Origin of the sequence: Halothece sp. PCC 7418, from assembly GCF_000317635.1 — a bacterium.
Classification (GTDB): Bacteria; Cyanobacteriota; Cyanobacteriia; order Cyanobacteriales; family Rubidibacteraceae; genus Halothece.
In genome coordinates this window covers 3,407,982-3,429,995 of the sequence record NC_019779.1, presented here as the reverse complement: position 1 = coordinate 3,429,995, position 22,014 = coordinate 3,407,982, and the positions used below count along the sequence as shown (strand labels likewise).

At 42.0% G+C, this 22,014-nt stretch carries 21 protein-coding genes; 14 read left to right on the top strand and 7 right to left on the bottom strand.

Annotated elements, in window-relative coordinates; all coding sequences use genetic code 11:
* The first annotated feature begins 444 nt into the window (after positions 1-444).
* The 3 genes from PCC7418_RS15730 (at position 445) to PCC7418_RS15720 (ending at position 2,609) form a co-directional block, all read left to right on the top strand.
* Positions 445-744, top strand: a complete 300-nt coding sequence (locus PCC7418_RS15730; protein WP_216086757.1) for a Uma2 family endonuclease — start codon at positions 445-447, stop codon at positions 742-744.
* Between the two features lie 168 nt (positions 745-912).
* Positions 913-2,319 carry a DNA (cytosine-5-)-methyltransferase gene (dcm, locus tag PCC7418_RS15725; protein WP_015227176.1) on the top strand — a complete coding sequence of 469 codons (1,407 nt, stop codon included), beginning with the start codon at positions 913-915 and terminating at the stop codon, positions 2,317-2,319.
* A gap of 74 nt (positions 2,320-2,393) precedes the next feature.
* Positions 2,394-2,609, top strand: a complete 216-nt coding sequence (locus tag PCC7418_RS15720; RefSeq protein ID WP_051030560.1) for a TdeIII family type II restriction endonuclease — start codon at positions 2,394-2,396, stop codon at positions 2,607-2,609.
* 78 nt (positions 2,610-2,687) lie between these two features.
* Here PCC7418_RS15720 and PCC7418_RS15715 read toward each other — a convergent pair whose 3' ends face one another.
* Complete coding sequence (locus PCC7418_RS15715) at positions 2,688-6,407, bottom strand: hydantoinase B/oxoprolinase family protein (protein WP_015227174.1); 3,720 nt, start codon at positions 6,405-6,407, stop codon at positions 2,688-2,690.
* Positions 6,408-6,639: 232 nt separating this feature from the next.
* Between PCC7418_RS15715 and PCC7418_RS15710 the strand changes: the two genes are divergently transcribed.
* The 9 genes from PCC7418_RS15710 to PCC7418_RS15675 all read left to right on the top strand — a co-directional run bounded on the left by PCC7418_RS15710 (position 6,640) and on the right by PCC7418_RS15675 (position 9,943).
* Complete coding sequence (locus tag PCC7418_RS15710; protein WP_015227173.1) at positions 6,640-6,936, top strand: BrnT family toxin; 297 nt, start codon at positions 6,640-6,642, stop codon at positions 6,934-6,936.
* Positions 6,926-7,210, top strand: coding sequence for a hypothetical protein (locus PCC7418_RS15705; RefSeq protein WP_015227172.1), 285 nt, complete (start codon positions 6,926-6,928; stop codon positions 7,208-7,210). The genes PCC7418_RS15710 and PCC7418_RS15705 overlap by 11 nt, the downstream gene beginning before the upstream one ends.
* Positions 7,211-7,307: 97 nt before the next feature.
* The gene (locus PCC7418_RS15700; RefSeq protein ID WP_015227171.1) at positions 7,308-7,961 is read left to right on the top strand and encodes a GIY-YIG nuclease family protein; all 654 of its coding nucleotides are present in this window, start codon (positions 7,308-7,310) and stop codon (positions 7,959-7,961) included.
* 88 nt (positions 7,962-8,049) lie between these two features.
* Positions 8,050-8,322 carry a hypothetical protein gene (locus PCC7418_RS20800; RefSeq protein ID WP_150107082.1) on the top strand — a complete coding sequence of 91 codons (273 nt, stop codon included), beginning with the start codon at positions 8,050-8,052 and terminating at the stop codon, positions 8,320-8,322.
* Between the two features lie 105 nt (positions 8,323-8,427).
* The gene (locus PCC7418_RS15695) at positions 8,428-8,703 is read left to right on the top strand and encodes a hypothetical protein (RefSeq protein ID WP_015227170.1); all 276 of its coding nucleotides are present in this window, start codon (positions 8,428-8,430) and stop codon (positions 8,701-8,703) included.
* Between the two features lie 130 nt (positions 8,704-8,833).
* Complete coding sequence (locus tag PCC7418_RS15690) at positions 8,834-9,022, top strand: type II toxin-antitoxin system HicA family toxin (RefSeq protein ID WP_015227169.1); 189 nt, start codon at positions 8,834-8,836, stop codon at positions 9,020-9,022.
* Between the two features lie 21 nt (positions 9,023-9,043).
* Entirely contained in the window at positions 9,044-9,259 is a 216-nt protein-coding gene (locus tag PCC7418_RS15685) for a type II toxin-antitoxin system HicB family antitoxin (RefSeq protein ID WP_015227168.1), read from the top strand.
* Positions 9,260-9,458: 199 nt separating this feature from the next.
* A complete protein-coding gene (locus PCC7418_RS15680) occupies positions 9,459-9,683 on the top strand; it encodes a hypothetical protein (protein WP_015227167.1) in 225 nt (74 codons plus the stop codon).
* Complete coding sequence (locus PCC7418_RS15675) at positions 9,680-9,943, top strand: type II toxin-antitoxin system RelE/ParE family toxin (RefSeq protein ID WP_015227166.1); 264 nt, start codon at positions 9,680-9,682, stop codon at positions 9,941-9,943. The genes PCC7418_RS15680 and PCC7418_RS15675 overlap by 4 nt, the downstream gene beginning before the upstream one ends.
* Positions 9,944-10,298: 355 nt before the next feature.
* Here PCC7418_RS15675 and PCC7418_RS15670 read toward each other — a convergent pair whose 3' ends face one another.
* The 4 genes from PCC7418_RS15670 to PCC7418_RS15655 form a co-directional block, all read right to left on the bottom strand.
* A complete protein-coding gene (locus tag PCC7418_RS15670; protein ID WP_015227164.1) occupies positions 10,299-11,030 on the bottom strand; it encodes a class I SAM-dependent methyltransferase in 732 nt (243 codons plus the stop codon).
* Between the two features lie 132 nt (positions 11,031-11,162).
* A complete protein-coding gene (locus tag PCC7418_RS15665) occupies positions 11,163-12,344 on the bottom strand; it encodes an aspartate aminotransferase (protein WP_015227163.1) in 1,182 nt (393 codons plus the stop codon).
* 20 nt (positions 12,345-12,364) lie between these two features.
* Positions 12,365-13,513, bottom strand: coding sequence for an iron-containing alcohol dehydrogenase family protein (locus PCC7418_RS15660; RefSeq protein WP_015227162.1), 1,149 nt, complete (start codon positions 13,511-13,513; stop codon positions 12,365-12,367).
* Positions 13,514-13,709: 196 nt separating this feature from the next.
* Positions 13,710-15,446, bottom strand: a complete 1,737-nt coding sequence (locus PCC7418_RS15655) for an alpha/beta hydrolase (protein WP_015227161.1) — start codon at positions 15,444-15,446, stop codon at positions 13,710-13,712.
* A gap of 623 nt (positions 15,447-16,069) precedes the next feature.
* Here PCC7418_RS15655 and metH point away from each other — a divergent pair.
* Positions 16,070-19,681: a methionine synthase gene (metH, locus tag PCC7418_RS15650; protein WP_015227160.1), complete on the top strand. Its 3,612-nt coding sequence runs from the start codon at positions 16,070-16,072 to the stop codon at positions 19,679-19,681.
* A gap of 33 nt (positions 19,682-19,714) precedes the next feature.
* Here metH and PCC7418_RS15645 read toward each other — a convergent pair whose 3' ends face one another.
* Positions 19,715-20,239 (bottom strand): hypothetical protein, encoded by a 525-nt coding sequence (locus PCC7418_RS15645; RefSeq protein WP_015227159.1) that lies wholly within the window; start codon positions 20,237-20,239, stop codon positions 19,715-19,717.
* Positions 20,240-20,344: 105 nt separating this feature from the next.
* Here PCC7418_RS15645 and dcm (PCC7418_RS15640) point away from each other — a divergent pair, with 105 nt between their 5' ends.
* The gene (gene dcm, locus PCC7418_RS15640; protein ID WP_015227158.1) at positions 20,345-21,361 is read left to right on the top strand and encodes a DNA (cytosine-5-)-methyltransferase; all 1,017 of its coding nucleotides are present in this window, start codon (positions 20,345-20,347) and stop codon (positions 21,359-21,361) included.
* Between the two features lie 396 nt (positions 21,362-21,757).
* Here the strand turns inward: dcm (PCC7418_RS15640) and secG are convergent, their stop codons facing one another.
* Positions 21,758-21,985, bottom strand: coding sequence for a preprotein translocase subunit SecG (secG, locus tag PCC7418_RS15635; RefSeq protein ID WP_015227157.1), 228 nt, complete (start codon positions 21,983-21,985; stop codon positions 21,758-21,760).
* Between the last annotated feature and the right edge of the window lie 29 nt (positions 21,986-22,014).

The window sequence follows — 22,014 nt, the reverse complement described above, 5'->3', positions numbered from 1 at the left end:
AGTCCATCAGAAAGACTCTACCCAAGTGTGCATGGGTATTCCCGCTCCCAACTGCGTCGCTGGTAACGGTGGGGTGGAAAGCAGGGAGTTAAATGTAACCACATACCAAGTATGACTCGCCAGAAAGGTAAAAGGTGCTAGGGAAAGTTCAATATGGTGAACTAACGTGAAGTGGTCGATGAGCCGTCGTTAGTGTAGTCCCTGTAAGAGTAACAGTAGGTTGGGTAGAGTGTAGCGAAACCCAACATGAATCAATTGTAATTCGAGTGTAGCGAAACCCAACATGAATCAATTGTAATTAGCTAAGTGTTCCATATCCCCCACCGCCAAGGGTTTCAACAATAAACACATCTCCAGCTTCCATTTCCACAGCCGCCGTACTCTATAACACTTCAACCGTTCCATAGTCAAGGATTGTAAAATGACCACACGCGATCAAGTACGCTGGAGTGCTGCAAACTTAGCGCCGTTGCGCTTGGTATAATTTTCTCAGCAACTGATAGTGTGATTCCTGATGTAGTATGGGCGAGTAACCAGTGCTTAGAAGAATGCTTAGATCAGTCTGGACACCTAACAGACTCACCAGAATTAGTAGTAGAAGTGCTATCCAAAGGCGCGAAAGATAAACAGCGCGATCTCGAATTAAAACGAAAGCTCTACCCCACCCAAGGCGTACAAGAATACTGGATTTTATATCATCAGCAACAACAAATTAAAGTCTATCGGCGCAAACAAGCCGTTTGAGAATTAGCCCTTACCCTACTTGCAGAAGATACATTAACCAGTCCCCTGTTACCTAAATTTAGTTGTGTTGTTAGAGAGTTATTTATGTAAAATATTCAAACAAGAATTCCATAGTCAAGTCTGTATATTATTAATAATATAACTAGTTTCTACATCGTTTATAAAAATATGGCTTCTGTTATTAATTGTGAACAATTAAAGTTGTTCAATCCTCATCTTTTAACATCCTTTTGTCAAAATCAGTTTACATTCGTTGATTTATTTGCTGGAATTGGTGGCTTTCGGATTGCTTTAGAAAAATTAGGAGGAAAATGTTTAGGTTACTCAGAAATTGATCGAGAGGCGAGAGAAGTTTATCAGAAAAACTTTATTAATTATGTTAATGCTAATGAGATTGATTTAGGAGATGTTAAACAAATTAATTATTTGCCTTGGCACATCGATTTAATTGTTGGCGGTGTTCCTTGTCAACCGTGGTCGATCGCTGGAAAATCAGGAGGTTTTGATGATCCAAGAGGACGTTTATGGTTTGATGTTATTAGAATTGTGGAATTAAATCAACCACAAGGCTTTATTTTTGAAAATGTTAAAGGATTAACTGATCCCAGACATCAAAAGAGTTTTTCTTATATTTTAGAAAGTTTAACCAACAGTGGTTATCAAGTCCAGTGGAAAGTTCTTAACTCCTATGATTTTGGACTTCCTCAAGATCGGCAAAGAGTATTTATTGTGGGAAATAAAATTCTAGACAATGACAGAACTTTATTTGATTTTCCTCAACCGTTGAAACAAAAACCTAAACTTTATAATGCAATTAATAATATTAGTTGTCAGGAAGTGATAAAAAATAAATTCCCCCCTGAGATTTTATATGGAGGAAAAAACAAAATCCCACCAGCAAGAGGGCGTTTTCAGAAAATAGATGAACTCAATGACTTTTTTATTTTTGCTGATATTCGTGGCGGACATACTACGATTCATTCTTGGGATTTAATTAGAACCAGTGAACGAGAAAAATATATCTGTGAAGTTTTGCGTAAAAATAGACGTAGCAAAAAATACGGAAATAAAGACGGTAATCCTTTGAGTTTTGCCGATTTATTAACCTTAGTTCCCGACTTAAAACTTAGAGAGTTAGAGAAATTAGTCACGAAAAACATTATTCATTATAAAGAAAGAGGATATGATTTTGTTAACTCCAAAATCTCTTCTGGAATTAATGGGATTTCTAAAATTTTTATGCCTTATGCTGATGCAATTTCTACCTTAACGGCGACAGGAACAAAAGTTTTTGTCTCTAAAATTGCTATTCCTTGTCAAACTCCTGATGAATATAAACGACTTTTTATTAAAGAAGTGTACCGAAAAAGACGCTTTAAGTCACTGACGGTAAAAGATTATGCTCAATTACAAGGATTTCCTGATTATTTCCTTCCTCATTCCGAAGAGAAAACAGCTAAAAAACAGTTTGGAAATGCAGTATCTGTTCCTGTTGTTTTTCATTTAGCCCAGTCATTACTACCAGTTATTTTACCAAATGAGATCAATCAGCCAAGAAACATATCAAGCAATTAAATTTTTTTTAGATTACTTTTTAGAGGAGTTAGTACAAGAATACAAAACTCGTAAATTAAGAGAGTTATTATGCAATGTCATATAATCCCTATGGTAGCTCAAGGGAAGATTACAAATGGTCTTATGCAAGAAATTATATGCCTTTTGATGATATGGTTTTGATTGGGGAAGAGTTTTGGAATTTAATTGGTGGTGAATCGGCGTTTGAACAATTATTAAATATCTATCGGGAAGTGGGAGAAGAAAAACGAAAATATTTAATTGAAGCTCTAGCTTTTAATTCTCCATAATTGATATGAGAAAGTATTAATTTAGCAGTAGAGTAGGTGGGGTAGAGCTTAGTGAAACCCAACATGAATCAATTGTGATTAGCTAAGTTTTCCATATCCCCCACCGCCAGGGGTTTCAACAATAAACACATCTCCCGCTTCCATTTCCACAGTCGCCGTACTCTCTAACACTTCAACCGTTCCATCCTTTCTTTCCACCGCATTGCATCCCATTTTCCCAGACTCCCCACCTGCTAACCCAAACGGCGCAAACTGACGACGACCCGATAAAATCCCTGCTGTCATCGCTTCTAAGAATTTAATCCGACGAATAACGCCATTTCCACCACGATAACGACCGTTTCCGCCACTATTCTCCTGAATGCTAAACTGTTCTACTAATACAGGAAACCGCCACTCTAACACCTCTGGGTCAGTTAAACGGGAGTTGGTCATGTGAGTCTGTACCGCATCCGCACCGTTGAAGCCATTTCCCGCACCAGCACCGCCACAAATCGTTTCATAATACTGATAACGCTCATTCCCAAAGGTGAAATTATTCATTGTTCCCTGTGATGCAGCCATCACTCCTAACGCACCGTAAAGCGCATCCACAACTAACTGTGAGGTTTCAACATTTCCCGCTACTACCGCAGCAGGAGGAATAGGGTTTAATAAACAGCCTTCAGGAATAATAATGTCTATGGGGTTCAAACAGCCAGCATTGAGGGGAATATTATCATCTACCAATGTCCGAAACACATACAACACAGCAGCTTTACAAACGGCTGCGGGTGCGTTGAAGTTACTTTCCTGTTGGGGAGATGTTCCTGTAAAATCAACTTTGGCGCATCCTTCCCCCCCATTGGAGGGGCGACTAATTTTAACCTGAATGTGTCCTCCTGTGTCTAACTCCGTGCGATAACTTCCCTCCTGTAGCTGTTCAATTACTTTTTTAACGGCTGTTTCTGCATTTTTTTGCACATGGAACATATACGCTTGTACCGTTTCCAAGCTAAACTGTTCCACCATCCGCAATAATTCTTGTACGCCTTTTTCATTTGCTGCAATTTGCGCTTGTAAGTCTGCTATATTCTGGGTAACATTTCGCACGGGATACTTCCCTGTCGTCAGTTTTTCCAACAGACTCTCTTCCTGAAACTGTCCATCTTCTACTAATAAAAAGTTATCCAGTAACACCCCTTCTTCTTCGATACTGGTACTATGAGGAGGCATGGAACCAGGGGTAATTCCGCCAATATCGGCGTGATGTCCTCTCGAAGCCACATAAAACAGAGGAGAAGGACTATTATCCACAAAAACAGGGGTAATCACCGTAACATCAGGAAGATGGGTTCCGCCGTTGTAGGGGTTATTTAAAACATACACATTCCCTCGCTTCAGGTTTCCTTGTTGGGCTTTGATCAAACTTCCCACACTCTCACTCATTGAGCCTAAATGGACGGGAATATGAGGCGCATTTGCTACTAATTGACCATTTCGATCAAAAATTGCACAAGAAAAGTCTAAACGCTCTTTAATATTTACGGAATAGCTGGTATTCTGTAACGTTGTTCCCATTTGTTCTGCGATGGAACGGAACAAGTTATTAAAAATCTCTAGTAAAACAGGGTCTGGTTTTTCTGTCGCTGTGGGTTGTACAGTCAGACTTTCTGCTTCTGCTTGTTTGGTCAGGATGAGATGACCGTGATTATTCACCGTTGCTTCCCAACCGAGTTCAATAATGTTCGTTCCTGTGGGTTCAATGATAATCGCTGGACTAGAAATAATATCTTGTGGTTGTAAGTCTTCCCGTTGATAAACAGGAGTATCGCGCCATTTGTCTCCAAGGTAAACGGAAACAGTTGTAATGGGTTGGGGTGGCGTTTCTCGTTGACGGGGAATGGTATTTTCCGTGAGAGTTTCCGTTTGATAAATCAATTCTACAGAAACCGCATCGACAACTAAAGGTTTCCCTTCCATGACAAACCCATAACGCTGTTGATGGAGGGTTTGAAATTCTTGTTCCATTGCTTCCCGACTATCATAATTAACTAGCAGAGGAGAGTCTGTTCCTGCGTATTTGAGATGAACTTTTTGCTGTGTCGTTATATTCCTATCCCCCCTAACCCTCCTCACTAAAGCTCCGGTTTGAAAGGGGGGAACTCTTGGGGGGATTCCCTTATTAAGGGGGGCATTAGTTTTTGAAAATGGTATTGTTGGTGAAGAAGAATTGACTTGCTGTGATAACTCTTGTTGTGCGTTTGCGATTAATGGAGAGAAGATAGAATCTAAATCGAGATCAGAAGTTAGTTTGGCTTCAACGGTTTGTTCTCGTAACACCCGAATGTCGGCTAAACCAATTCCATAAGCGGATAATACCCCCGCATACGGATGAATTAACACTCGTTTCATCCCTAACGCATCAGCGATGAGACAAGCGTGTTGTCCTCCCGCACCGCCAAAACAGCAAAGGGTGTACTGAGAAACATCATAGCCTTTTTCTAGAGAGATTTTCTTGATTGCATTTGCCATCTTTTCCACCGCAATGGCGATAAAACCCGACGCAACCGCTTCTGGCGGGCGATTATCCCCAATTTTTGCCGTTAATTCCTGAAATTTCGCTTCTACGGTTTCCACATTTAGGGGTTCATCCTGATTCTTCCCAAAGACGTGGGGAAAGAATTGGGGCTGCAACTTTCCAACTTTCACATTACAATCGGTAATGGTTAGGGGTCCGCCGTTTCCATAGGCAGCCGGTCCTGGATACGCACCCGCCGAAGCGGGTCCCACGCGGTATCGTGACCCATCAAACTCGACAATTGACCCACCCCCCGCAGCGACGGTGTGAATCGCCATCATGGGGGTTTTCAGGCGTACTCCTGCAATTTCCGTTTCGAGGTTGCGTTCGTATTCCCCCGCATAATGGGCGACATCGGTGGAAGTTCCCCCCATATCAAAGCTGATAATCTGATCGTAGCCTGCAATTTGGCTGGTTTTCACTGCCCCGACAATGCCTCCCGCAGGACCCGATAAAATGCTATCCTTCCCTTGGAAGTGCTTTGCATCCACTAACCCGCCGTTAGACTGCATAAACAGGAGTTGGGTGGTGTTGTGGTTGCTGAGGTTTAATTGACTGGCGACTTGTTCCACATATCGGCGCAAAATGGGGGAAAGATACGCATCAACAACAGTGGTATCCCCGCGACTGACGAGTTTCATTAAGGGCGCGACTTGATGAGAAACGGAGATTTGGGTAAAGTTAAGCTGTTTTGCTATATCGGCGATTTGCTTTTCGTGGCGCGAATAACGATAACCGTGCATTAAAACAATGGCGCAACTTCTAATCCCTTGATTATAAGCGGTTTTCAGGTCTTGTTTGACTTGTTCAACGTTGAGAGGGGTAATGATTTCGCCATTCGCATCAATTCTTTCTTCTACTTCGATGACCTGTTCATAGATCATTTCTGGGAGGATTATTTCACGGGCGAAGATATCAGGACGATTTTGATAGCCAATGCGTAGCGCATCCCGAAAGCCTTTGGTAATGAGAAGGACAACCCGTTCTCCCTTGTGTTCTAACAGCGCATTGGTGGCGACGGTTGTTCCCATTTTAACCGCCTGAATTTTGTCGCTGGGGAGGGGTTGATCTGGGGTTAAGCCAAGGATGTCTCTTATCCCTTGAATGGCTGCATCTTGGTAATGGTCGGGGTTTTCGGAGAGGAGTTTATGGGTGAGGATTGTGCCATCATCCCCTTTGGCTACGATATCAGTAAACGTGCCGCCGCGATCGATCCAAAATTGCCACTGTTGCGCCATTGCTTTTCCTCTACATTCGTCCTTTTTGGTATTTTAGCGAGAAGCGCAACATCACCATCCTGAATTTCGCCCCCCAACCCCTCTTTGAAAGGGGGGCTTTAGTGGATGCCTACGGCACGGCTTTCAGCCTACGGTGTGTAGCGCCAGTTGATCGAAATGGTATTACATGAGCTCATGGGAGAGCTAAAAACGTATTGACAATATCAATATATTTTCGTCTAAACTAGATGGTATGGATGTTTTTTTCAAGCTCAATGGGATTACCTTTGTTTGGAATGAGGAAAAAGCACGGACTAATCCTCAAAAACACGATGGTGTCACATTCGAGCAAGCTATACAAGCCTTCTTTGATCCAATGCTGGCGGTTGTTGATGCTAGTCGTAACAATGAACCGCGAGAAGCACTCATTGGTTTAGATGAACGATGGAATTGTCTGTACGTCGTTTACATTGAGCTTGAGAATGACATGATTCGGATTATTTCCGCCCGTCAAGCAACCCGCAAGGAACGTGATTTTTATGAAAATTGAAACTTTAAAGAAACGACTCAACAAAAACCGATCGATGACGACTGTTACCATGCGTCTCCCTGAAGACGTGGTTGAAGATTTGAAGCGAGTCGCCCCTATGCTGGGCTTTTCAGGTTATCAACCTCTGGCTCGTGCTTACATTGGTCAAGGGTTGCGTGCTGACTTAGAACGTTTGGAGAATGATACGGTTTCGGCTTTGGTTGAGAGTTTGAAGCGTCATGGGGTCAGTGATGAAGTTCTTCAAGAAGCCCTGAGTGAAGTGATACATAGTTAATTTTGAGGCGCGATCAATCTAAATGTTTATAAAAAATACTACTTTATAAGTATAGTCCACTATAATTTTGATCAGATAAAGTTTACTAATTAAAAAGATGTCTTCAGGATATGTGTACATACTGACTAATGTTTCGCTACCAGGATTAATTAAAGTTGGACGCACTATTCGTGATTCTCGATCAAGGGCGCGTGAACTCTTTACTACTGGTGTACCAACTCCATTTCAAGTTGCTTTTGAAATTTTTTCAGATGAACACGAAGAGCTTGAAGCTGATTTCCATAAAGAGCTACATGATTTTCGGATATCAGATAATCGTGAATTTTTTAATTATCCACTTAACCAAGCAATAATTTTATTACAAAAACTAAATAATTCACAATTAAGTAAAGAATTTATAGCTCAAGCTGAAGATATTTTTGAGCCTCTAAAAAAGCGATATTTACATTATCTTAGACCTGAAATTATCGGTGTTAGAATTGTTCAAATAAAAAAAAGAGTATGGCTTGAAATCACTGAAGAAGAGAAAATAGCAGGCTATTTGATAAATACCAAAATTATTCGCACTGACCTAGCCTTTATTACAGATGATTATGACTTCACAAAAAATGAAAATAATTGCCAGCTATTTTTTGATCCAAAAAATGATGTTAGAGAGAATGCTAGAAAGTTTATAGAAGATTTTGATCCCTATTCAATTATGATGACTACAGATTTATTTCGTGGCTTTTCCGATAAAAATATAAATTAGATTGAAATTACTCATTTTGTTGCTTTAGCAATTTATAACATAAATTTGTTTCTATGATTAGAAGTTTATAAATAGCATTTACACAAGTATGACTTCATCACAATATCAAGGGCATATTTCAGTAATTGGAACAAGCTACCTTCAGCCTATTACCACTCTTATTGAGGCTTTGCAAAGTCACAAGCCCAAAGGAAGTAATGATATTCAGACATCACCATACGAAAATGGTTATTCTGTTGCGATAATTTCCCTCACAGTATTTATGATTGAATCAATAGTTGTAAGAACCAAGAAACTTACAAACAATCATACCAGAAACCCTTTAGACTTTATCTTAAATCTTATCAATCAAGACAGTTAAAATTTAGATTTTTATCATAAAACTAAAGAACTATTTGTTGTCATAGATGTAATAGCGCATAATCATGTTTGGGAAGCACAATTTACTAGCAATTCTAGAGGGGATATGGAATTAGTTGATAATCCTATTCTTCAAGATTGCTATGGGGATAAGAAATATAAGGATGTACTCGATATTTCAAGGCAGCAAACTAAGTTACTGAAAATAAATATCTATCCAACTCGTATTGGTTACTTAGATGCACTGGTAGTTTTAAATATTGCTGTTGATTTTCTTAGCTTCATAGAAAATATAGATAGAGAGTATATCTATCTGTCTAATAAATCGGTAACATACAAAGATCAAAGAATTTTGTTTGTTGATCTGATTAAGAATTTATGAGAATGTGATTGCGTTGGGGGAAGGCGCGATCGCGCAAGTTCTAGTTTCCAATAAGCTACTATGAAACAAAATAAGGTGGTTCTCGAATCGTTAATCGTTATTTGCCTTTAGCTAGCATCACCAGAAACAAATGAAAGTTAAAGAGATTATCCGCCTTATTGAAAATGATGGGTGGAAACTTGCCAGAACTAAAGGCAGTCATCGTCAGTATAAACACCCGACTAAACGGGGCTTAGTCACTATCCCAGGTAAACCTAACGACGATATCGCTCCTGGAACTGAGAATAGTATCTTAAAACAAGCTGGAATCAAAAAATAAATAAGACGTAGGTTGTTCAAAATGAACAGATATTTAATTGTAATTGAAAAAACATCAACGGGATATTCTGCCTATTCTCCAGATTTGCTAGGCTGCGTCTCCACAGGTACAACAATCGAGGAAGTGAAAGAGAATATGAAAGAAGCGATACAGTTTCATCTCGAAGGGATGAAAGAAGAGGGCTATGAAATTCCATTGCCAACAACCACTTCTTCATTTTTAGAAGTTGCCATCTAATAGAGATTTTAATCAAATAATCACTAAAGTTTTGAAGTGAGATCGCTACTTAAATCAATTCTCTGGCTAATAATGGCGCGATCGCGCTCTCGGTTTCGAGCTTCCCCTTCACACTTATTAAGATAGAATTAGAGTCAAATTTAAGAGACGCGCTGCGCGATCGCCTGCTATCAACTGTAACTTACAGAGTAATAGGAACATGGAAATTTCTCTAACTGCCAAAGCGGAAGAACGTCTTCATAAAATTGTAGAGCATCAAGGACAATCCCCCAGTGAAGTGATAGAACACGCTCTCGAACTCCTTGAAGATTATCAGCGCTGGGAAGACGAGCAAGATATTGCGGACATGGAAGCGGTAAAACAAGAGATTCAGGAAGAAGGTACAATCCCTTGGGAAACGGTTAAAGCCAACTTAGGGCTATGAGCTATCAAATTGAGTTCTCCCGTCGGGCTGAGAAAAACTTGAAACGGCTTTCTCGACAGGATCAGAAACGAATTAGCGACAAAATTGATGCTCTAGCCCAAGAACCTCGTCCCTCGGGTGTTGAGAAACTTCAAGGTAGAGGGGAAGATGCTTACCGTATTCGAGTCGGAATATATCGGGTTTTGTACGAAATTCGCGATCAAGAACTTGTTATCTTAGTTATCAAAATTGGTCATCGGCGAGAAGTTTATCGTTTTTAGACAGTGCGCTTAAAGCGAATTTACGAGCGCGATCGCGTTATTCTTCACTAAATGTATCGGACTTGATTTTTTGCAATCTCTTGTGGTGAAGGACGAACTGCAAAAATCACCCCACAGTGCATCTCACCTGCATTGAAATAACTTTGCACAAGCTCTTCTTGCATCAGTGCGATTATGAGTAACTAGTGCTCTCTTCTCATTAGTAACTGTTGAGCAACTGAGTCCTCAAATAAGCTGAAAATCATTATTGTTTGATTAGAAAAATATTGAATTTGAGAACGCGATCGCGCTCCCAGTTGCGGGCTTCCCTTTCACCAGATTAACGATGAACTCAATCCCAATTGGATGTACCTTGTTAAGCTAAACGTTGCAAAACGAAGAAAACATAGCCATAGCTATCACCACATTCTTCAAAAACGGCTATTTCTTCTAACATTCCTTTCGCGAATTGTCGCACTGAGGGATCTTCATGAGATTGTAGCGTTTGCGCTCTCAGTTTGAGGGGATCGTAATACTGTTTCCAACCCCTTGTTGGTAGGGTATAGGTCTGGAGAGCTTTATAACCTGCTTTTTCACACACAGCAAGATTCTCTTCAACAGACTGTATTGCTGGATATTCAGACTGGAAAAATGTTTGAGCGCGATTAGGTCTTTTGTCAGTCAGCCATGTCAGTTCACTCACCACTAAAAACCCCTCTGGATTGATGATTTTTCGCCAAGAGTTGAGGGCGTGAGAAAAACCAATGGAATATGCTGATCCTTCTGACCATAAGAGATCAATATTTTGAAAGGTTTCTGAAAGGTCTTCCATATCCAGACAATGGGTTTGGATGAAAGGATCAAGATTTCGGAGTTGCGCTTTTTCCATCAAATCCTCTAAAAAGAAGTCATATAGATCAATGGCGTGGACTAAAGTCTTAAGTTTTTCCGCAAGCACCAGCGTGTGTCGTCCCGTTCCACAGCCCACATCTACCACTAACTCAAACGCCTGACGCGGAAGCAAGCTGAGAACATAGGCTGTACTGTCATCATCCCCAGGGGCGAGATGGGTTAAACCACCAAATAATAATTGAATGGGATCAGACATAGAAAGAGTAGGGGAGATTGGGAGGTCAGTTTGTCAGTTTGTCCTTCCTCCTTTGTCCCTTGTCCTTTGTATTTACAGAGAGGTTGATAACTAATGACTAATGACTAATGACTAATGACTAATGACTAATAACTAATCAAACCGAATGCCGTGAGTTTCAAAGCGATTCAGTACCTCTTGCAGCCGATCGCGCTCGGCAATTAAACTAATTCTGACATAGCCTTCTCCCGCTTCACCAAAAGCGTTACCTGGCGTTACAACGACACCCGTTTTCTGTAATGTATCAAGGGCAAAATCGGTTGAATTACTTCCCTTGGGACAAGGAACCCATAGATACATAGTCGCTTTCGGTTTCGGAATGTTCCAGCCTAATTTTCCTAACCCTTCCACTAAAAAATCTCGTCGTTGCTGGTAGCGTTGTTGCGCCTCTTCTACATAACTATCCGGTAACTCTAACGCGGTTTCTGCTGCTGCTTGCACTGCCGAAAAAATCCCATAATCCATATTGGTTTTCAGCGTCCGCAGTCCCTGAATAATTTTACTATTTCCCACCACAAAACCAACACGCCAGCCCGCCATACTGTAGGTTTTCGACAAGGTATGAAACTCAACGCTAATCTCTCTCGCGCCTGGAATTTCTAAAACACTGGTGGGCTGATAGCCATCAAAGGCTAATTCCGCGTAACAGAGGTCATGAACCAGTAAAATCGAGTAATGACGCGCAAACGCCACAATTTCCTCGAAAAACTCCCGTGGTGCAACCGCCGTGGTGGGATTACTGGGATAATTGAAATACAGCATTTTCGCCTGCTGCGCCACATCCTCGGGAATTTTAGACAGATCAATGACCCAATCTTGTTCGGGGGTTAGCCTCATCTGATGCAGTTTCCCACCCGCAATCAGGGGTCCGCGAAAATGGGCGGGATAAGCGGGAGAGGGAACTAAGACCACATCACCAGGGTTAATATAAGCTAACGCCAAATGAGTTAAGCCTTCTTTTGACCCGATCAAGGGTAACGCTTCACTGTCTGGGGATAAATTTACCCCATATCGGCGATGATACCACCGCGCGATCGCGCTGCGAAAATTCCCTGTCCCTTCAAAAGGCGGATAACCATGATTTTCAGGGATGCTCAAGGCTTTTGTTGCTGCATCAATGACAGGCTGAGGCGCAAAACCATCGGGGTTTCCCATCCCCAAATCAATTAAATCTAAGCCTTGTTCTCTCGCCCTTGCTTTTAACTCATCCAAACGAGCAAAAACATAGGGGGGAAGGGCATTTAAGCGGTCAGCAGGGGTAAATTCAAATCCCATCGTGTTCTCAATTTTTTCTGTTAACTTTCTTGGTTCACAGCCACGACCTTAGGATTTGCACTAACAGTGGTGGACACCATTGCAGCCACTAATTCTGTGGGTTCAACGGTAAATGGTAAACGATGAATATCAGAATCAGACGCACAAGCAACTTCAGCAACTTGCCGTAACTGTGCCAAGGTGACGTTTTCTAATCCTAAATCCTCAAGGTTCTTTGGTAAACCAATTTCAGAATAAAATTGTAATAATTGTTGTCGCGCCGAGGCAGCGAGTTGGTTATCTTCGACCATTTCTTCTAAGCGCAACTGCACTAAAATGCCATAGGCGACTTTTTCGCCGTGTAAGATATCATGAGTGGCTGCAAGATGAGTTAACCCGTTGTGAATCGCGTGGGCTGCGACTGTGCGACAATTTGCGCCCCCTAACCCCCCAATGACACCTGGAAGTAAAACGGTTGCATCAACAATTTCTTGCCAAACTTCGCCACCAGGGTTGTCTAGGGCTTCCGCAGATTTCTGTAATAAAATATCTCGTAAGACTCGCGCTTGTTGTACCGCAGCGATGGTTAAACTCGCATTAGAATCACCACTGCTGACACTGGCTTCATACCATTTCGCTAAGGCATCTCCAATTCCAGCAATGAGCATCCGTTTGGGGGCGGTGGCAACTAAATCATAATCGAGAATTAATAAGTTTGGCGCATGAGGAAGGGGAACATCATATTGAAACGCCCCAGCTGCGGTGTAAATGTTGGAAAGGGCTGTCCACGCAGCACAAGTCGCGCCTGATGTCGGAATCGTTACGATGGGTAAGTCACATTGATAAGCAACTAATTTCGCCATATCCAGTGCTTTTCCCCCACCAACGCCAATGATGAGATCAGCTTGATGGGTCGCAACTTGTTCTTTTAATTTTTGCTGCGATTCCTCACAAGAATCTGGATAGTGAGAAGCACTAATGGCTGTTAAATCATACTCTTGCAAGACTGGATTGAGGAAGGGTTGAACCAGATTTAGTGCGCGATCGCCGCCGATGATTAACGGGCGTTTCCCAAGTTGGGCGATATTGACTGCTGATTGCGCGATCGCGCCTTTTCCTCGCACCACTTGCGCGGGTGAGACTTGTAACGTAACGACAGAAGACGTTGAAACTTGAGTTTGCTGCTTCATGAAAATCCCTTTTAGAAATTACTCTACAGACGAGCTTAACGAAAAACCAGCGGATAGTCTTCTACAAATCAGGGGATTTGACGGACTGACAGGTATAAGCATCAATATTAGCGAACGCGCGATTGAGCCAACCTTAAATCAATTGGAAATTTATCCAAGAACGAAGAACAAAATGAGGAGAGTGAAAACTGCTATATTAACCGCGAGAAAGGGTTTTGAAGATTTCATCTAATTCCCCTTGATAATAGTTATTGCTAGAAGGTTGAGTACTCAAGGTGGGGAAATTGAGATCAAGGGCTGTATTCCGTCGGCGATCGCGCCATTGTTCTCTCCTCACAACCACACGCTGGCGTGTCCAATCAATTCCTTGTAACCACGGATTTAAAGTAGAAGGAACGTTTTGCGTTAAGCGAAAGGATAATCTTGGAGTTGATAAAAATTGCGCGTATTCTGGGGTGAGAAAGGGTTGATATCGTCTGGCTTGATAACTCTCCTGTTTGAGAAATGCTAGCGTTATACTACGAATCCAACTGCGTAGCGGTTCGGCTTCTCTTCCCATCAATTCTGGAACGAGAGTGCTTTTTCCCATGGGACTGTGAATGTTGCTAATATCGGTAATACTCATGTGGGTTGCACCAATCGCAGTCAGAAAATACTTCTCTCCAGACAGTTGTTGAAAAGGTTTCAGTTGATTGGTGAGTGTGGGAGTGATTGCGTCTTCGCTACTGCTAAAAATGACCGTGGGAATAGTAATCTTTTCTAGTCCTGTTTTTCCAAATAAATGGCTGGTCATGGGATTGAGCGCGATCGCGCGTTTGACCCGTTCATCTCGTAAACTCAGGGTACTATTCGGTAATTTTGCCCCTGCACATTGTAACCAGTCTGCGGGCGACCGTCCAAGAGGCGTTACATTGCGACAAAACTGACGCACGGCTTTTAAGTCTAATTCTCCTCCTGCTAAGGCTAAGGCTGTATAACCGCCGAGAGAATGACCAATAACTGTGACCTTCTCGGTATTAAATTGATTGCGTAAAACGCGAGAATAGTCGTTGAGGTCATTTAATTCATTCAAAAGAAACGTAATATCTTGCGGGCGATCGAGCAACTCTTCTGGGGAAAGTAAGGCTGCGGGATTAATCGTAAACTCGCTATCAGAAAGGCGTTCAATATTACTTCCTGGATGTTCTAAGGCGACGACGGTATAACCATAACTCGCTAAATGTCGGGCGAGATAAAGCAGAAAACGGCGGTTGGCTGCATAACCATGAGAGAGGATGACTAGCTGACCTTGTTTGGCTTCTGGAATGTAAAAATCAGCTAAGATTGCGCGATCGCGCACTTGATCCCGAAAAATCAAACTCCGTTCCCGAAACTCATAATTTCCCGCAGCACTGGGATCAAAATCAGGGCGAAACGACGAGTGAGATTCCACTTTTAATTCTTGAGCCAGAATCGGCGCTAATAGTTTACTTTGGAGATAAGAGAGATTAACTTGCACTCCCAGCGCGATCGCTGCTGTGGCATCAACCGTTATCGTATCTTCAGGATAAGCAGCAATAAAATCGAGAACACTTAAGCCATTTCCTTCTCGTAACGCCAAATATAACCCCACCATTAACTCTTCAAACTCCGCTTCAGGTAACGCCGTTTGCAACTGTTCAATCAGCGGTTCCAGTTGCGGTGAAGTCAGCGTTCCGAATAAAAAGCGATCTACAACTTTTTTGTCAAATTCTAAACGACGGGTTAACAAGTTTTGCACATCTCTGGTCAGGATCGGTTCTAATAGTTGGAGAGAGTCTGGAACTTGTCCCGTTCTCCCATATCGTTCTAAATCTCGCACCTGAATTTCACGTTCTAACGGACCAATGCGAATTTTAATTTGTTGCGCTGCATCTGCATTTCCCATGACGAATAGAGAAGCTAATCCCATCATTGATGCGATTATCTGTTTGGAAAGCCACCCCTGAGTTATTTTCACGCTTCACACCTCCCCCACACTTTCCTCTATTGTGACATCCTCCACGCGCTAAATCGGAGAATATGGCGACCCGAGCCAAGCGTGAAGACCTTCCTGTCGCATTAAGGTAAGGTAAAGTGAATTCGTAGGAGTGTCAACTCCATGACGAGAGTGTGGGATGATAGTCTTTATAATATGTAATAAATGCGACCAAAATTTAGAAGCTATTAAGCAATTAGTTGGTCAACAGAAGAATCTCTGTCAGCACGTCTTTCTAGAAGGAACCCACTTCGGGCTTCTCCCTTCTAGCTAGCTGACCCGCCTAAGTCCTGCGAGGACTACGTTTAGGGGAAGCGTTAAAGTTCCTACCTTGTGGGGGCGTAGCCACCCGCAAGCTCTAGAACCAAACAGTTAAACAGTCCTAGAAATAGATAAGACAGTGCTGCTTGGAAACACCGCCCTTAAACCTTGGCTAGGCTAACTTTACTCGTGCAGGGAGTTCCCGTTATTGGGATTTTTGGAAAGGAACTGCACCTCTTCCTTTCCTCTTCAACAAATTAACGTCGTGAACGACGGGATTTCAGACCCGTGATTTAAGGATGACAACAACTAAACCGAAAGTAAAAAGTGCTTTTCTGGAAAGACTCCATTCTCCAGAACGCCCTGTCCTCGTTTTTGACGGCGGGATGGGAACGTCTTTACAAAGGCAAGAACTCACTCTAGAAGATTTTGGCAGTGCTGAACTCGAAGGGTGTAATGAATATCTTGTCAAATCTAAACCAGAAGCCATTGAGCAAGTCCACCGCGAATTTTTAGAAGCGGGTGCGGATGTTATTGAAACCGACAGCTTCGGTTCTAGTTCTGTGGTGTTAGCGGAATATGATATTCCCGAACAAGCCTACGAACTGAGTAAGATGGCAGCGGAACTCGCTAAGCGTGTGGCGCAAGAGTATTCAACCCCAGAAAAACCGCGTTTTGTGGCTGGGGCGATGGGACCCACCACCAAACTTCCCACCCTGGGTCATATTGACTTTGACACGATGAAAGAGTCTTACCGTGTCCAAGCCTCTGGACTTTATGATGGCGGTGCCGACTTATTTATCATCGAAACCTGTCAAGATGTGCTGCAAATTAAATCTGCTTTGAATGCAGTAGAAGAAGTCTTTGCCGAAAAAGGTGATCGTATCCCAATTATGGTTTCTATCACCATGGAAGTTATGGGAACCATGCTGGTAGGAACCGAAATTGATGCAGCCCTGACCATCCTCGAACCTTATGACATTGATATCTTAGGGTTAAACTGTGCAACCGGTCCCGACAAAATGAAAGAACATATCAAATATTTGTCGGAACACTCCCCATTCGTTATTTCCTGTATTCCCAACGCTGGACTTCCTGAAAACGTTGGGGGACAAGCCCACTATAAACTGACTCCCACCGAACTACGGATGGCGTTAATGCACTTCGTAGAAGATTTAGGTGTACAAATTATTGGTGGCTGTTGTGGAACGCGCCCTGACCATATTGAACAACTCCATGAAATCGCGAAAGACCTCAAACCAAAAGAGCGTCATCCTAGCAACGATCGCGCTGCTGCTTCCATTTACAGCACCCAAAATTATATTCAAGACAACTCCTTCCTAATTATTGGAGAACGTCTGAACGCCAGTGGATCGAAAAAAACTCGTACCCTCCTCAACGAAGAAGACTGGGATGGTCTGGTTTCTATTGCCAAATCTCAGGTAAAAGAAGGAGCGCACGTCCTTGATGTCAACGTGGACTATGTGGGACGTGACGGCGAACGGGATATGTACGAAGTGGTTTCCCGTTTGGTGAATAACGTAACCCTTCCGCTGATGGTGGACTCCACCGAATGGACGAAAATGGAAGTGGGGTTAAAAACTGCAGGCGGAAAATGTCTCATCAACTCTACAAACTATGAAGATGGCGAAGAACGCTTCTTCAAAGTCTTAGAACTCGCGAAAAAATATGGCGCAGGTGTCGTTGTCGGTACCATTGATGAAGATGGGATGGCACGAACCGCCCAGAAGAAATTTGAAATTGCCCAACGTGCTTATCGCCAAGCAGTAGAATATGGCATTCCTCCCTCGGAGATTTTCTTTGACTCCTTAGCCCTTCCCATTTCCACTGGGATTGAAGAAGACAGGGTGAACGGAAAGGAAACCATGGAGTCCATTCGGATGATTCGGGAAAACTTACCCGAATGTCATATCATGCTGGGGGTTTCTAACCTCTCCTTTGGCTTGAATTCAGCCGCAAGGGTTGCCCTCAATTCTGTTTTTCTTCACGATGCCGTTGAAGCAGGAATGGATGCAGCCATTGTCAGCGCGAGTAAGATTGTTCCCCTAGCAAAAATCGAAGAAGAACATCAGCAGGTTTGTCGCGACCTTATTTATGACCGTCGTGAATTTAATGAAGATGGCATCTGTGTTTATGATCCCCTGACAAAACTAACCGAAGTCTTTGCGGGCAAAAAAGCAGACGTTGCTGCCTCTAGCATGGAAAATCTTTCCATCGAAGACAAACTCAAACAGCACATTATTGATGGGGAACGCATTGGCTTAAATGATGTTCTCGATGAAGCGATGCAAACCTATCCCCCTCTCGATATTATTAACAAGTATCTCCTTGATGGGATGAAAGTGGTTGGGGAACGCTTCGGTGCTGGTGAAATGCAGCTTCCCTTTGTCTTGCAGTCTGCTGAAACCATGAAAGCTGCAGTGGCGCACTTAGAACCCCACATGGAGAAAAATGAAGCGGGAGATAATGCCAAAGGAACCTTCCTCATTGCAACCGTAAAAGGGGACGTGCATGATATCGGTAAGAACTTAGTGGATATCATTCTGTCCAATAATGGCTACCGTGTCATTAACATTGGTATTAAACAGCCCGTGGATAATATCATCGCTGCTTACGAAGAGCACAATGCCGATTGCATCGCCATGAGTGGGCTATTGGTGAAATCCACCGCTTTCATGAAGGAAAACTTAGAAACCTTCAATGAAAAAGGCATTACCGTTCCGGTTATTCTCGGTGGGGCTGCGCTAACGCCGAAATTTGTCTATGGTGACTGTCAAGAAGCCTACAATGGCAAAGTGGTTTACGGGAAAGATGCCTTCTCTGACCTCAACTTTATGGATAAACTCATGCCAGCAAAAGAAGCGGGACAATGGGATGATCTCCAAGGCTTCTTAGGGGAGTTTGCTGAAGAAGAAGAAGAAGGAAAAGGCATTAAAGCCAAAGCCAAAGCCGAAAAAGCCCAAAGCAATGGCAAGGTAGAAACAGAAGAAAACGGAAAAGCAGAAGAACCGAAAGTCGTAGATACCACTCGTTCGGAAGCGGTGGATGTCAATATTGAGCGTCCAACACCGCCTTTCTGGGGCTATAAACGCTTAAATCCCGATGATATTTCCATGGATGAGATACTATGGTATCTCGACAAACAAGCCCTGTTCGCGGGTCAATGGCAATTCCGGAAGAAGAAAAGTCAATCTCGGGAAGAGTACGATCAGTTTTTACAAGAAACGGTTGAACCGATTCTGGAAGAGTGGAAACAACGCTCGAAGGATGAAAACTTACTCCATCCCCACTTGATTTACGGTTACTTCCCCTGTTACTCGGAAGGGAATACGGTGTATCTGTTTGATCCGAAACTGATGGAAGAGAAAGGAACGATTCCTGACGGATCAGAACCGGTTGCTGCGTTTGAGTTCCCTCGTCAACGGTCGGGACAACGGATGTGTATTGCAGACTTCTATGCACCGAAAGAATCGGGTTTGATTGATGTCTTCCCGATGCAAGCAGTAACGGTTGGTGAAATTGCCACGGAATACGCCAAAGAACTGTTTGCAGCGGATAAATACACTGAATATCTCTATTTCCACGGCTTTGGGGTACAAGCAGCAGAAGCCCTTGCAGAATGGGGTCACGCCCGCATTCGTCAGGAGTTAGGCTTTGGCGATGAAGATCCCGATAATATCCGTGATATCTTGGCGCAACGCTATCGGGGTTCGCGCTATAGCTTTGGTTATCCCGCTTGTCCGAATATTCAGGATCAGTACACACTTTTAGACCTGCTAGAGACGAAACAAATTAATCTCTATATGGATGAAAGTGAACAAATCTATCCTGAACAATCAACGACCGCGATCGTTTCTTACCACCCGATCGCGCGTTACTTCAGTGCATAATCCTCATAGGGTGGGCATTGCCCACCTTACTCACTATCTTCTTGCACCAAGACCCTCTAAAAAATGCCAATAATCAAACTGTATTCCCTTGGCATCCTCGGCTCGAATCCTCGTTATCTTATCGACTTGATCGCGACGACTATAAACTTTATAAAGAGCATCTTTTGCTAGAGATACTTGTTCATCAAAGTTGACTATCTTATTTACTAGGTTGATTAGGTCTTCTCGTTTTACTAGCAAAAAACCATCTTCAAGTTCAAATGCCAGTAAATTAGCTTTACTTTCATATAACCACCCTTTATTATTAGCTCTTACACTGTGTAACTCAATCCAGATTTCTTCTGACTGCACGGTTTTATCTTGACGGCTTATTCTTTTTTTTGCTTTTACGTCAACTTTATAAGTAGCATCATTTTTAGTAATTTCATAATCCCAGTGTTCATTAATATCTTGTTGCTTTGATGATTTTAAAACTTGATATCCCCTTCTGACTGCCAGTTTTAAAAAAGTCTTTTCTGATTTATTTCCTTCTTTTATACTTTGTTCCCATCTATTCATAGTAGTCTCCTTGACCATTGCTTTGATCAAAAACTCTACTACATTAGTTACATAATTCTCTCTTCTTTTTAAAGATTTTTATAATATGAATTCAAAACTTAAGGTATGTTGCAAACTGCGTATATTCCAGAGCTTTTAGAGTCTATTAATCCTGCTTATGATACGATCAAGTCACCTTATACAGTTAAAAGAAAAATAAAATTTATAGATTTATTTGCTGGGATCGGTGGTATGAGATTAGCTTTCAAGAATTCTAATAGTGAGTGTGTTTTTTCTTGCGAGTGGGATTCTCATGCTCAAAAAACATATCGAGCTAATTTTAATGAGATTCCTTTCGGTGATATTAATAAAATTCAACCCGATGCAATCCCAGACCATGAGATTTTATTGGCTGGTTTTCCTTGCCAACCTTTTAGCGCTATTGGAAAACGAGAAGGGTTTTTACATAAAACACAAGGCACTTTATTTTATTCGATAGCAAAAATATTAGCAGCCAAAAGAACATTATGTTTTTTATTGGAAAATGTCCCTGGTTTGTTAACTAATGATAATGGAAAAACCTTTCAAATTATACTTAAGACTCTAGATGAACTTAATTATGATGTTCGCTATGCAACTTTAGATGCTGCTGATTTTGGTTTACCTCAATATCGTAAAAGAATTTATATTGTTGGGTTCAATCGAGAATATTTAGAGAAAAGAATAGACTTTGATTTCCCTCAAGGAAATAACAATACAATATTTATAAATCAGTTTCTGGAGTCAAATCTTACAGGTTACTCTATTTCCAAACACCTTCAACAAACTTACTTGTTTAAGAAAGATGATGGAAAACCACAAATTGTAGATAACAGTTCTCAAATTAAGGTAAAAACTTTAGTTTCAACTTATCATAAAATTCAACGTTTAACAGGAACTTTTGTGCGTGATGGAGAAACAGGTATCAGACTGTTAAGTGAAGGTGAATGTAAAGCAATAATGGGGTTTCCAGATGAGTTTATTATCCCAGTTTCACGAACTCAAATGTATCGTCAGTTAGGTAACTCAGTAGCAATTCCTGTGATTAGGGCTATTGCTAAAAAAATCTACAACAACTTAGAAGCTGTGATTCAGCAAATTTGATCTGAATACGCAGAATTAATTTTAAATTATTTTCAAGAAAGACCTAATCAAGAAATACCGCATCCAGAAGTAGTGGACTGGGCTATTAATCAGCCAATAAACTGCGATCAGTTTTAGGTAGGCGCGATCGTCCTTTCAATCGTTTACATCATGGCTTATCTAGTATCTCATTGAATGAAGGGATTAAGATCTCAGATCAATTAATTTCGACGTGAAGCACCCTAACTTGCTTCGCTGAAGTTTCCCGCTTCCAACTTCGTGAAACAAGGACGGTCTTATTCGTCTTCAGGATTTCCCGCTTCATCCGCCGTCGCCTGCACTAGCAAGCTAACGTTCTAAGTTCGCGCTTCACCCCCACCTACTTCATTGAGGTGGGGGAATTCTCGCTCACGTCAGTTAAACCCAGCCCGCACTCAAAACAATGGTGCTGCTGATAAAGACTAAGCCTAACGCCCAAGTGATTCGATTTAAGGTTTTCTCCGCCGATTTGGTACTGGTAAACATCGAGGCTTGACCTCCCAATCCCCCTAAACCATCACTTTTGGGAGAATGGAGTAAGACGAGAACAATTAATAAAATTGCGGAGGCAACAGATACGATTTCTAAGAGTTGTTCAACGGTCATCAGTTTTTCAGAATAAAGATTAAATTTCT